The sequence below is a fragment of the Candidatus Cloacimonadota bacterium genome, assembly GCA_020532355.1.
Taxonomy (GTDB): Bacteria; Cloacimonadota; Cloacimonadia; order Cloacimonadales; family Cloacimonadaceae; genus UBA5456.
The window spans coordinates 1-12,341 of sequence record JAJBBD010000234.1 but is presented as its reverse complement, the minus strand read 5'-3'; the positions used below and the strand labels follow the sequence as shown (position 1 = coordinate 12,341).

At 41.9% G+C, this 12,341-nt stretch carries 18 protein-coding genes; 11 read left to right on the top strand and 7 right to left on the bottom strand.

Annotated features, from left to right (window positions below):
- From LHW48_08135 to LHW48_08115, 5 genes are all read right to left on the bottom strand, one after another.
- Positions 1-250, bottom strand: a 250-nt coding sequence (locus LHW48_08135; protein ID MCB5260421.1) for a response regulator, incomplete at its 3' end; no start/stop codon positions are given.
- The gene (locus LHW48_08130) at positions 247-1,401 is read right to left on the bottom strand and encodes a HAMP domain-containing protein (GenBank protein MCB5260420.1); all 1,155 of its coding nucleotides are present in this window, start codon (positions 1,399-1,401) and stop codon (positions 247-249) included. The genes LHW48_08135 and LHW48_08130, both read right to left, overlap by 4 nt.
- A 13-nt stretch (positions 1,402-1,414) precedes the next feature.
- Positions 1,415-1,963 carry a hypothetical protein gene (locus tag LHW48_08125; protein MCB5260419.1) on the bottom strand — a complete coding sequence of 183 codons (549 nt, stop codon included), beginning with the start codon at positions 1,961-1,963 and terminating at the stop codon, positions 1,415-1,417.
- A 12-nt stretch (positions 1,964-1,975) separates the two neighbouring features.
- Positions 1,976-2,416: an Hsp20/alpha crystallin family protein gene (locus LHW48_08120; GenBank protein ID MCB5260418.1), complete on the bottom strand. Its 441-nt coding sequence runs from the start codon at positions 2,414-2,416 to the stop codon at positions 1,976-1,978.
- A gap of 28 nt (positions 2,417-2,444) precedes the next feature.
- A complete protein-coding gene (locus LHW48_08115) occupies positions 2,445-3,785 on the bottom strand; it encodes a DUF4139 domain-containing protein (GenBank protein MCB5260417.1) in 1,341 nt (446 codons plus the stop codon).
- A 281-nt stretch (positions 3,786-4,066) separates the two neighbouring features.
- On the opposite strand from LHW48_08115, the gene LHW48_08110 reads away from it, so the two are divergent.
- The 8 genes from LHW48_08110 (at position 4,067) to LHW48_08075 (ending at position 9,390) form a co-directional block, all read left to right on the top strand.
- Entirely contained in the window at positions 4,067-4,912 is an 846-nt protein-coding gene (locus tag LHW48_08110; protein MCB5260416.1) for a GNAT family N-acetyltransferase, read from the top strand.
- 4 nt (positions 4,913-4,916) lie between these two features.
- Positions 4,917-5,696, top strand: coding sequence for a 1-acyl-sn-glycerol-3-phosphate acyltransferase (locus LHW48_08105; GenBank protein MCB5260415.1), 780 nt, complete (start codon positions 4,917-4,919; stop codon positions 5,694-5,696).
- A 48-nt stretch (positions 5,697-5,744) separates the two neighbouring features.
- Positions 5,745-5,939, top strand: coding sequence for a hypothetical protein (locus LHW48_08100; protein ID MCB5260414.1), 195 nt, complete (start codon positions 5,745-5,747; stop codon positions 5,937-5,939).
- Positions 5,940-6,821, top strand: a complete 882-nt coding sequence (locus LHW48_08095) for a DUF58 domain-containing protein (protein MCB5260413.1) — start codon at positions 5,940-5,942, stop codon at positions 6,819-6,821. It abuts the gene before it with no gap.
- Positions 6,821-7,663, top strand: a complete 843-nt coding sequence (locus tag LHW48_08090; protein ID MCB5260412.1) for a fumarate hydratase — start codon at positions 6,821-6,823, stop codon at positions 7,661-7,663. Before LHW48_08095 ends, LHW48_08090 begins: the two co-directional genes overlap by 1 nt.
- A gap of 1 nt (position 7,664) precedes the next feature.
- The gene (locus LHW48_08085; GenBank protein MCB5260411.1) at positions 7,665-8,168 is read left to right on the top strand and encodes a fumarate hydratase C-terminal domain-containing protein; all 504 of its coding nucleotides are present in this window, start codon (positions 7,665-7,667) and stop codon (positions 8,166-8,168) included.
- Between the two features lie 548 nt (positions 8,169-8,716).
- On the top strand, positions 8,717-8,956 hold the full coding sequence (locus tag LHW48_08080) for a hypothetical protein (GenBank protein ID MCB5260410.1): 240 nt from the start codon (positions 8,717-8,719) through the stop codon (positions 8,954-8,956).
- Entirely contained in the window at positions 8,953-9,390 is a 438-nt protein-coding gene (locus tag LHW48_08075; GenBank protein MCB5260409.1) for a hypothetical protein, read from the top strand. Before LHW48_08080 ends, LHW48_08075 begins: the two co-directional genes overlap by 4 nt.
- A gap of 70 nt (positions 9,391-9,460) precedes the next feature.
- Here the strand turns inward: LHW48_08075 and purE are convergent, their stop codons facing one another.
- Together purE and LHW48_08065 are read right to left on the bottom strand one after the other, a co-directional pair.
- Positions 9,461-9,910 (bottom strand): 5-(carboxyamino)imidazole ribonucleotide mutase, encoded by a 450-nt coding sequence (gene purE / locus LHW48_08070; protein MCB5260408.1) that lies wholly within the window; start codon positions 9,908-9,910, stop codon positions 9,461-9,463.
- Positions 9,911-9,912: 2 nt separating this feature from the next.
- On the bottom strand, positions 9,913-10,581 hold the full coding sequence (locus tag LHW48_08065; protein MCB5260407.1) for a PTS sugar transporter subunit IIA: 669 nt from the start codon (positions 10,579-10,581) through the stop codon (positions 9,913-9,915).
- A gap of 97 nt (positions 10,582-10,678) precedes the next feature.
- On the opposite strand from LHW48_08065, the gene lptE reads away from it, so the two are divergent.
- From lptE to LHW48_08050, 3 genes are all read left to right on the top strand, one after another.
- Positions 10,679-11,179 carry an LPS assembly lipoprotein LptE gene (lptE, locus tag LHW48_08060; protein MCB5260406.1) on the top strand — a complete coding sequence of 167 codons (501 nt, stop codon included), beginning with the start codon at positions 10,679-10,681 and terminating at the stop codon, positions 11,177-11,179.
- Entirely contained in the window at positions 11,121-11,954 is an 834-nt protein-coding gene (locus LHW48_08055) for an rRNA pseudouridine synthase (GenBank protein ID MCB5260405.1), read from the top strand. The genes lptE and LHW48_08055 overlap by 59 nt, the downstream gene beginning before the upstream one ends.
- 9 nt (positions 11,955-11,963) lie before the next feature.
- Positions 11,964-12,341 (top strand): 50S ribosome-binding GTPase (locus tag LHW48_08050; GenBank protein MCB5260404.1); only part of this gene is annotated, 378 nt, incomplete at its 3' end.

The window sequence follows — 12,341 nt, the reverse complement described above, 5'->3', positions numbered from 1 at the left end:
TATTGCTATTACCCGAAATCATGATCACGGGAACCTGAGGCATCGAGGTCTTGATTTGTTTAATGGCATCTATACCGTTGCCGTCTGGCAGTTTAACATCCAGAAGTACAGCATCTGGCTCTATTTCTTCCAGGCTGCCAATTCCCTCTTTTATGGTGCCAAATCCAAAAGCCTCATAACCTTCGTCCGCCAAAATTCCGCTCAGACTCAGACGTATGTTCTTTTCGTCATCTATAATAAGTATTTTCACGTTGTTTTGCTCTCAATGATAAGCGTAAATTCACTGCCCTCACCAATCTTGCTCTTAACTCTAATAATAGCACCATTGGCATCGCACAGCTTTTTGACCAATGCCAAACCTAATCCCGTACCCTTGCTCTTTTGAGAAAAGTAAGGTTCAAAGATGCGGCTGAGATTCTTGCTTTCTATGCCATCTCCCATATCTTGGATAGATAGCACAACATAAGAACGCTCTCCATATAGGCGAATGGTGATTGGTTTAGCTTCTGAAGAGGCGTCGATGGCGTTTTGCAGAATATTGGTCAAGATCTGATAAAAATGAGTTCTATCGAAGTTTATGGTAAACGTATCTTGTAAGTCTAAGCAAATCTCATAATCCTGGCTGTAAGATTTTACAATCTCGCGGATTATCTGAGCGGGATTGAAGAGCTCCCGCGTTGGCTGACTTACTTTGGCATAATTACTAAAATCCTGCGCTAAAAGTCTTAGGTTTTCGATTTCCTGCGAGATGATCGAGATAGATTCCGGTAAGATATCACTCACTTTTTGGGGATCATATTCCAAGCGCTCTTCAAGACGCTGAATAACGAGTTGGATAGGAGTAAGCGGATTCTTAATCTCGTGGGCGAGAATGCGGGAAAGATCCTTCCAGATGAGTTCTTTTTCTGCAACTAACAAGCGATTTTGCGTTTGCTCCAGTTCGTGCGACATCACGTTGAAACTGTTCTTTAATTCACGCATTTCTGCAATGCCCGTTTCCGGTAAATGTACGCTATAGTTACCCTGCCGAATTTGGTCTGTTGCTTGCTTCAATTCTTTTAACGGCTTGCTAATAAGAATAATAACCACTATGAAGATGGCACTGGATGCAATCATTACTAAAAGCAAAACAACCGACGTAACTACACGGGAATCTCCTAAAGAAATACTTAGCACCGCTTGAGCGCTGTCGTATTCACGCATAACGGTTTGGGCTTTGAGGGAATCTTCCGCACTAAGAAACTTAATGCTTCGTAGTTCATCACTGAGTTCCATGCGCTCAATCGCACCGTGAATATCTTCCTGCTTGGCTTGAAATGCCATGTTTAATACCATCAAACCACCTATCGAAACAAACAAAAACAGGAAAATAATAGTGGAGCGTAAGCCAAATTTATGCATCCGTTTTCCCCCTCTACTGCAATTGGCGCAAATTTGCAACTGCTTTTGTGCTGGGCTTTTTGTATTTCCAAAGAACCATCAAATCTACCTGCTTATTCAATTGCTCAAATCTTACTTTGGGCAATTCCGCTTCGATATGGATATTGAGATGCTCCCAATGAGCTTGATGAGGAAAAGCAAAATTGAACTTGGACACTTCCCGAATAAGATCCTCAATCGAATCACTGCGGAATAATTCATTAGTTTTACCTCTATCCAATTCATAAATGCCCGTTACAGTATCAAAACTTACGGTATGGCTAAAACGCTGCTTACTAAGGGTTTTGCCGTCCTGACGAATATGAATGCGAAAATAGATGGGAATTTTTGTGCCAGAGCTGAAAATGCTGGGAAAATCGTTTTCAAAGGCGGATTGCAAACTGCCGGAGACATAAATGAAACTCTCGCTTCTGCGAACAGATATCGCCCCAAAATGGGGATCATTCCCCTTAAATGAAGAGAACAATAGTAAAGAAAGAGATACTATCCCCGAAAATACTTTGGTTCCCAAGGCTTCTAGCATACGCAATACTTTCTAGGAAATAGGAATAATGCGTTCCACAACTGGTGCCAGAGTAAATGCTATGCGCAAAATACCATTTATGTAACTTACTTGGGGATTCTCTTTGTCCAATTCCTCTTCCGGGAAATAGATCTTGCGCTCAAAATGCCCGGTTTCAATTTCCATGTTATAATAACTAAGTGGACAGTGCTTGGAGGGAAAACTGCGCTGACCGCTGATTCGTAAATACTCCGGACTTAGCGAAATGGCGATCTCATCTTTCTCCACTCCTGCCAATTCGGCAACTACTACCCAATGGGTATCTGTAAGAAATACGTCACATTTGGGATGCCAGGCTTCATCGATGGCATCTTCTATGGCTAAAGGATCGTTGCTAAGAGCGTTTACTTCGCCTAAAAGCTTGAGCATTTCACGATGTATGCCCACGAGATTGGAAAATATCCTCTCGCGCATCTATTTCCTCCTCAAGGTCTTGTTACATTTACCATTCGTTGCGTTCGCGGAAGAAGAAACTATATTCGGTATCGGGTTCCAAATCCACCGTAAAAGTAACTTTATTGGTGGTGGCATCCAAACCGTATCTCCTTTCGGAATGAACTATACGAGCATTTCCAGAAAGCTGATGCACTACGTTTATGCTGCTGGGCTTCTGGGAGTTATTCTTGAGATTGATGTGAATTTCACGCTCGGATACGCGCTGCGAAACTGTTCGCTGATTGCGTACGGACGAGTTTGCCACCAAATCGAAAGCCTTGCCCGTGTTGATGCTAATCTCCTCATTACGACCGGTGTGGTCGATGCTGTCTTCGCCGATAAATTCCATGTTCCCATCGCTATCGGCTTGATAAATCTTGAACACACCCTTGGGTAAGGGTTTACCCAAACCGGATTCTTGGTTGTTGATAAACTTTATTACACTGTTTACACCAGTTGTGAAAGTAGTGAATTCATATACTTTGCGCGCTGTAACGTTTTGGGGAGCATAAAGCTCCAATTGCTTGGTCTGATTGTTCGCAAAGCTTACTTTCTGATCCAGTGTGTACATGTGAAAATCGTGAAAAGCTTTTTCTTCAAAGCTAGGTGCAGAGCCTGCGCTCATCGCAGCATCTTCGTATGCTACCATTCTGTTTACATCCGCAAACTTTTGCCGCACTTGGTTCACATCACCCGCAATAAGCTTTAGAGTTACATCCTCAAAAGCTTTTCCGGATCGGTTGTTGATGGTTACCCAACTGTTGAGGTTCAGTTTTTCTTCATCCCAAACTGCATTATAGGTCACGTTCCACGAAAAACCGCCGCTCAAATAGCTCAAGCCTACCGGATATTTACCCTTTTGGGGGGCTATCAAGCTCCATGCCAGAGTAGGCTTGGTATAGAAATTGGCGGGCAATGACGCAAGCTGGATCCACTGTACTTCACTATCTGAGATCACTAGCAAGCGCTGAGTACCTTCTTCTATAATGCCGATATTTGCTCCATCAAAGAACTTAAGTGTGCCTCGAAGTTTGGATTGGTCTTTGGTAACTGCCAGTACTTCCTCATCAAGGTATTTCCCCATTATCTGGTGTTTTCCGGCAAGGTCAAATTCGTAATTCTGCTCCGCCACGCGCAAGTCTTTTGCCTTTACAATTACCGATACCGGCATGATGCGAGAAGTGATGTCGTCGAAATTGTATCTTTGTTTTCCTTTTTCCAGATCCAATGTAAAAGAAGAGCGAATAAGTGAGAGATCGTCATTATATATGGTTATCCAATCTTCTGCCACAAGCGGCAGAGCACAGATCAGGAGAGATGCTAGCGCAATAAAACACTTTTTAGACATGGTATGCTCCTTTTAAAATGTATTCTTTATCATAAATTTATACACTGATAACATACAATAAAACTGCCTGGGCTTGTCAAGAAAGAATTTGTATTCCTCAGTGTATATACATCTTTCACGCATGATTTTGCTAAATAACATTGTTTATCGATTTCGCTTGTTACTCAGAAAGCGGCTTGAACATTTAGAATGATTCCTAGCCCATTTTGCGCTTGACAGATTATCCGCACACGCATTCTAATGCGAATAAAATGATTTTTCGCTATAAGGTATTAGTTTAAATGAAGGAAATCAACTCAAAACTGATTGTTGCCAAGGTGCTGCGCATCCTACAAAGAAGTAGAATGATGAATTTCCGCGCCCACATCCCCATTTTTATCGAGAAGAAAAACTTCATCGTAAAAACTGCCGATTCCCGTGAAGAACTATATGCTGCTCTCAAGTTGCGTCATGACGTATTTCTAATGGAACTACTCAAGAAACAGAAGAAGAGCGGTGTAGACAAAGACCGTTTTGACAAACTCTGCGATCACCTCATCATTATTGATAAGCGCAGTAACTCTTTGATTGGAACCTACAGATTGCAATCCTCGTTGCACACCAAAAAGTGGTACACCGCAACCGAGTTCCACATGAAACACATAAAGCGTTTACCCGGCATCAAACTAGAGTTGGGGCGCGCCTGTGTTCATCCGGATCATCGTAATGGAGTAACCATCGCCTTACTTTGGGAAGGAATCAGGGCTTATGTAGAAGCAAGCGGGACAAGCTATCTTTTTGGCTGTTCCAGTATCAAAACCACCAATCACGTTGAGATATTGCAAATCTACCAGTATCTTCTCAATAATGGACATCTTAGCCACGAGCACCGCGTTCGCCCCAGGGGGAAATTCCGCATCAACGGCATGAATAAGCACTTTAGAGCATGTGGTGTGGGCTGCTTCGACAATTTAGATCCGAGCATGAAAGATAAAATACCCTCTCTTTTGGCTTCTTATCTTAAGGTTGGCGCCAAAGTTTGTGGTTCTCCGGCTCTGGATAAAAGCTTTAAATGCATAGACTTCCTTACTTTGTTGGATGTTAGCTGTTTGAAAAGCCAGTACATCCGCAAACCCCGCGATAGCTAGAACCGTGAAAATTATCCATCTTTTTTGGCATCTCTATCTGGTTTGTGAGTATTTTTTGAGAGCATGGATTATTGGTTTGCTACATCGTGATCCAATCTTAAAGCGCCACATCCTTGCCCGTAACGTAAGCCACAGCGCCCGTAAATTCCAAAAAGCATTGGGCATCAAACTAAATATCTTTGGTCTGGAAAAGCTACTTGAGTTAAGGAACAAACCTTATTTACTGGTTGCCAACCATTCATCATACACAGATATCCTCATTCTTTCTGCTTTAGAAGAATTTGTCTATATAACCTCCGTAGAGATGGGGAACAACCCATTTTTGGGCGCAATTACCAGATTAGGCGGCTGTTTATACACCGATCGCAAGAATCCTTTAAGCCTCAAAGAAGAGATTAGTATATTTAGTGATACCATCGCTGCCGGATTCAAAGTAGTTTTATTTCCGGAGGGAACTTCCACGAACGGAAAAGACATTAAAGAATTCCGCCGTTCATTATTTCAAATTGCCTTAAACGAAAATTGCCCAATCTTGCCGGTATGCATCAAATATACTAAGCTAGACGGTAATGAACTCAATGATTCTACGCGAGATATAATTGCATGGTATGGAGATATGGCTTTTGCGGCTCATTTTATGAAGCTCATAAACCACCGTATAGAAGTAGAAATTCATTTTTTAGACATAACATACCAGCCAAACACAAAATCGCGCTCAGAACTATCAGATTTCGTTTATATGCAAATGCACTCTTGTTTCCATAATTCGGAAATGTGCTCTTGACAAGATCTATGCTTAACCTAAATGTAGTAAAATTTGCAAGGAGTTAACATGCCAAAAAAAGATCAATCCCGCATCAACTTAGGCCGGATGAATTTTCTCCTCCTGCTTGTTGCCGCAATATTACTTATTGTAGGATATGTAATTATGTCCTTTAATGAGATTGATATATCGCCCATAATCCTTATCTTAGCCTATGTTGTAATTATTCCTTTTGCCCTGCTTTGGCAGCCCAAGAATAAGTAAATGCAACTTTTAAGTGATGAGCATCTGGCGCAACTCAGCCGCTTGCAACTTAGTGCCAAACAGATTGTAGAAGGCTTCTTAATCGGTTTACACAAATCTCCCTATCATGGTTTTAGTGTAGAATTTGCCGATCACCGCCAATACAATCCCGGCGAATCTTTAAAAAATGTAGATTGGAAAGTGGTGGCTCGTACCGGAAGGTTTTACGTAAAGCGTTATGAAGAAGAGACAAATCTGCGCTGTCACATTCTTGTAGATCATAGCAAATCGATGTTTTTCGGTTCCCAAGAAACCAGCAAGATGGACTTTGCCAAGCGCCTCGCTGCTGCTCTGGCCTGGCTGATGATTGCCCAAAAGGACGCTGCTGGACTGTATACATTTAACCATAAAATTACCTCTATTCTTGCCCCAAAAGCCTATCGCAGCTATACTGCTCAGATTTTTAACCGCTTAGTTCTGCTCGAACCCGGAGAAAGCACAGACATTTTAGCTCCGCTCCATCAAATAGCAGAAAGCATCAAGAAACGCAGCCTCGTTATCATCATCTCAGATTTAATGGAAGATGCCGATAAAATTATGCAAGCCTTAAAACATTTTCGTAACCATCGGCATGAAGTACTTGTATTTCACATCTGCGATCCCCGCGAACAATTGCTAGATTATCGTCGAGAAACTGAGTTTATCGATAGCGAAAGCGGTGAGAAGATTGTAGTGAATCCTTGGCAGATTAGTGGTGAATATCGACAGCGCTACAAATCATTTTACCAAAACATCAAAGAATCGTGCCATCAGATTGAGGTAGAATACAATCCCGTTTGCACTACAGAGGATATTAGCGGATTGTTACTTAAGTATCTCATGAAACGTAAAAAGGGATTATAATGCGGTGCATTCCGGCAAAAGAAATAATAGCCGCAGTTTTTGAAGCAATTCAATACATCAGCTACAATCCAGATCCGGAGCTTCATAAATTCTTAGTTAATGCTCTGCAATATGAACAAGATGAGCTTGCTCGGGATGCAATTAAAGCAATTCTTGAGAACCATAAACTCTCCCCCGCAAATCGCATTCCCCTATGTCAGGATACCGGCACTACTATTGTTTTTGCCCAAATAGGCGTCGGCATCTGTTTGGAAGAACCGCTTACAGAATCGATTAACAAGGCTGTTCGAGACGCTCAAAAATCTCTTCCTTTAAGGGCAAGCATGGTGCAAGAGCCTCTTTTTATGCGAAAGAATACAAACACGAATGTCCCGGCATTTGTCCATATTGAATCCATACCTGGAGACTCCCTAATCCTCGAAATAGCACAAAAAGGAGGAGGAGCCGAAAATACGAGTTTTAGTGTTATGCTCAATCCTTCCTCCGAAAGCGATGAGATTATAGATTTAATTTGTAGTAAAGTAATTGAAGCCGGTTCAAAACCATGTCCTCCTATAGTATTAGGAATAGGCATTGGCGGAAACTTTGAGCTTGCCCCAATCTTGGCAAAAAAAGCACTATTCGAGAAGCTTGGCAGAGCAAACTCGATTCCTGAATATGCCCACATGGAAAAGCAAATAGTTGAGAGAATAAACAAACAGGGTTGTGGGGTGCAAGGTTTAGGCGGCAAGATCACGGTAATAGCTGCTCATATTAAGAGTGCTCCATGCCACATAGCATCCCTTCCCTTGGCAGTAAATATGCAATGCCACGTTCATCGCCACACACGGGTGGAGCTTTAAAGTGCGCATCTTCGAGCTCACTCTTCCATTAAACATAGATACAATCGGCAAACTAAAACCAAAAGACAAGGTTTTATTGAGTGGCGAGCTCTTTACCGCCAGAGATGCTGCGCACAAGCGTCTAGCCAAAATCCTCAAAAATGGTGACGATTTGCCCTTTGATATTTCCAAAACTGCGCTATTCTATTGTGGACCCAGCCCTGCTGGTGATGGGCAAATATGTGGAGCGATAGGTCCAACCACGAGCTATCGTATGGATAGATATGTGCCGGAGTTTTTGGCGGCAGGCTTGCGTGTAATGATAGGAAAGGGCGAGCGAAGCGCAGAAACTAACAGCATAATTCGGCAATATCATGCGCTTTATTTATCGGCTATTGGTGGCATATCGGCAGTTCTTAGCCAGCACATTGTTTCATGTGAAACATATCTTTGGCAAGAATTGGGCACAGAGGCTATTTACCGCATGGTTGTCGATAGCTTGCCTTGTTACGTATCTATTTGTTAAATCCTCAGTTCATTCCTGTTTGATATTATTCTTACTAACTGGTATAGTTGTATTTACGGGCATTCATTGTTTTCTGGCTGCGGACTTCTTCTCAGCTTTATCAGTCACCCAGATCTACATACACATAAGAGCCTGGCAGTCTCATTCCCCTCTTATTCATATTAATAATAGCAATGGTTTAGGCTGTCATTTAGCTTAAACTACAGGATAATGTCTGCTCAAACTATAGCTATGTATAGCATAATGCGGTAAGAGTGCTGTGCGGGGACAACGATTCCTATGATACCGTTGTAAATCCATATATGGCAGATCACTTCAATAATTGGCAAGAATTTCTACTCAATTTGATTTTACCCTATCTTCAGGTCATGATATTCTCATTCAAATAAATCAACAACTATAGATAGATACGTGCATTTTATTGTTATCTATTGCTTTACGGCATTTTTCTCGAATCGTTGGAGAAATTAATCTGAATTTGTCCAGTATTTGTCCGCCATATAGATAATGAAGGGAAAAAATAAATCTTGCCCTTCTAAGGAGTAATTATGAGAAACAACAAATCCCATCCCCAGCGAGAAGCGAGTATAATTCTGAACCAGCATTACACAGGTTCGTATGCTCACGATAGTTTAATTGAATTGATATCGGAATTGCGTGGAATCCGTACTGCCGTCCAATGTGGACTGCTCCAATCGGATTCTATCAAGATATCTCACGAGGCAATTTTAGCGGTATTGGATACTTTGTTCCGTACAGAAAAACCTCAAAAGGGAGGCCAATTATGAAGGTAAGATTCAAAAACATGATCTTAGGCTATACCGGAACCGCTGATGATAGTGTATTCTACTATAGTCCAAAGATGAATCGCTACATTGTTCGTCGTCGTCCCAAATTCAAAGAATCTGCTCATCACCGAAATTTTGCTGCTATCCAAAGGCAGATATCGGCATTGAATCCATCGGAAGAGTATCGCAAGGATATGCGAGATTATCTCAATTTTTACAATCGTTTAGAATCTACTCGAGAGCATCCAATTCTAAATTGGTTTGCACTGTTTGTAAAGCTGATGTGGGGCATTCATATTCGTGAAGGTGTAGATTTGAGAACAATCACGCGCGAAATAGCCGAGGAATTACCATGTAGGAGCGTATCGGATGCTGTAGCAGCAGGTTATCTGCCCAAAGTTCCAGGTTATGAATCGTTGATCAGCATAATATGATTTAGCTTGCCAGATAAACCGATATTGAGGAGCCGAGCTTCCGGCTCCTTTTTATACAATCAACAAATTATTATGCCTTTAAGCTTTCCTTGTAGTCAATTAATTTGTTCTTGAGTTCTTGATTGTACAAGGCAATAATTTGGATGGCTAAAAGAGCGGCATTTTTAGCGCCGTTAATCGCAACGCAAGCCACAGGTACTCCAGGTGGCATTTGGACGATGGAATAAAGTGCATCTCTTCCCCCTAAGGCACCGGTTTGGATAGGTACGCCAATAACGGGTAAAGATGTATGAGCGGCAAGAACTCCTGGCAAATGAGCAGCCATTCCGGCGCAGGCGATAATCACTTGGCATCCGTCTTTTTCGGCATTTTGAGCCAGCATTACGGTCTTTTGCGGGTTTCGATGAGCACTACTGATATAAAAATCGTATTCTACGGCGAAGCTTTTAAGGGTTTCGAATATTGGTTCGCAGATATCCAAATCGCTTTTACTGCCGAGGATAATACGTACCTTATTCATGCTTATTTTTCTTCCATATTTGCCGTAAGAGCAGTGTGGATTTGATCGGTATTGGTAGCGGAAAGAAAACTCTCTAACACATTTGAATTCATAATGAGTTTGGAAATGTATGAAAGCGAGAAGAGGTGTTGTTTGTCGTTGTGGAGCAACAGCATAAAGAAGATATTTACGGGTTTGTTATCGGGGGCATCAAAATCCACTCCTTCATCTGAGCGTCCAAACAAGATAGAGGGAGTTTTTATTTTGGATGGGTGAAGATGGCGGGGGTGGAGCAAAGCCACTCCATTTCCGATGGCAGTGGAGATGAGTTCTTCTCGGGCAACCACAACTTCATAAAGCCAACGTGCATCACGAACAAGTTTGAGGTCTTTGGCGTTTTCACTGAGAATACGGATGGCGTCGTATTTGTTTTCTGCGTGAAAATCTAAGAAGACATTTTCGGGGCGCATATACTCTTCAAAGTGACAGATTACACGTTTGAGAGCGAGCATTTTTTCGTCGTCTTCGTTGAGGTTTTCCAACCATTCATTGAGAGAATCTTCATCGATTTTCTCGTTTTTTCCCACGGTTTTGGTTTCGAAGATTTTGCTGTTGATCATTTCCTGAATCACACGATCGGAAACCTTAAGTTTCTTGGCGGCTTCGGCTTTAGAAATGTATTTCTTAGCCATGGCTTACCTCCTGTATTTGTAAGCAATTTAAAAATCATAAGTTATTTTGACAAGGTTTAACTTGACAAGGATACGAGATTTTTTTGGATATGGCATAATGGTCAAGAAATTTATTTTTGCATTTATGCTGATGGCAGTGTTTAGTGGCTGCTACTACTCTGTATATTCAAATGCTTATCCGCATTTAAAAAATATTAGGATCGAGCCATTTGAGAATAAGACAGCGGAATTTGCTTTGGCAGATAAAGCTTTAAATGAGGTATCTTTAGCAGTGCGAAATGATGGCAGGTTGAAATTGGTTACGCAAGATCCGGATTGCCGTCTGGAGGGAGAGATAACTTCATTTGAAGATAAAATCTACAGCTACGACAGCGCCAATCAGGTGCAGGATTATCAGCTCAACTTGGTATTGAAAGTAATATTCACCGATTTGGTAAACAACGAAGTAATCTACGAAAACTCTGCCTTGCGTTTAAGCGAAATCTATAAGGTGGGAGAAGGAAGTACGGCAAAATTTAGCACCAAAGAGGAAGCCTTGGATGAAATCTTCAAAAACATCTTCAAATCAGCAATCCAAAATAGTCTTGAAGCCTGGTAAGCTGATGCGTTTAAATCGCTATTTAGCTCTATGTGGACTGGGTAGCAGGCGCAAAACCGAAGAATTCATCCGTTCCGGAGAGATTGTTGTAAACAATCAAGTGGTGAAAGATCTTGCTTGTATTGTAGATATTGATGCAGACACGGTGGTCTTCAACGGCAAAAAGCTTTCTGTTCAAAATGAAAAGATCTACATCATCCTCAATAAACCAACCGGTTACGTGGTTTCTCAACAAGACGAATATGATCGTAAAACCGTGTATAGCTTGCTTCCTGAGCAATTTAGCTCGCTGCCCTATGCCGGCAGGTTGGATAAAAGCAGCGAAGGATTGTTGCTCTTTACTGATGATGGCGATCTAATTCAAAGACTAACCCATCCGGCGTATAAAGTGGAAAAAATCTATCGCGTAAGAGTAGCACCCAAACTGGGTAAAGAAGCTATTTTACGCTTACGGGAAGGCATTGAAATAGAAGGCGGCAAAACCCAAAGTGCCAAGGTGTATGTAAAAAGCGCCACGGATGCAGAAATGCTGCTGAGAATAGGCATCAAAGAAGGACGTAAACGCCAGATAAGGCACATGATAGAAGCTGTGGGAGCCAAAGTTAGAAGCTTGCGCCGGGTTCAATTTGGACCTTTAATATTGGGCGATCTCCCCTCTGGTAGATGGCGTCCGCTCCTGCCAAATGAAGTACGCTCTTTACTAAATGCAGTTAAGCCTCATGCAGCGAAATCTGTTGCCAAAAAAGCTTTTTCTACAGGAAAGGAAAGCAAATAAGGATAATTTATGAAAATAGCTTTGATCGGGCCGCCAAAAAGCGGTAAAACTACCATCTTCAATGCTCTGACTGGGCAAAGTATTGAGGTAGATAAATACGCACCGGCGACAACTGAGCCAAATATTGGCATTGTACAGGTTACGGATGAGCGTATTACACATTTAAGTGAGCTCTATAAGCCCAAGAAAACTATCTATGCCCACATCGAGTTTCAGGATTTTCCGGGAATCTTTGCCAAACATAGTGATGAGCCAGAATCTGCGATATTCTCCGGCATTAAGAGTTGTGAGGCCTTTGCACTGGTGTTGCGGGCGTTTGCGGATGAAGAATTGGATCAGCTTTATGGCGATCAAGACCCGCTAAAAGTAATCAGTCATTTTGAGGAT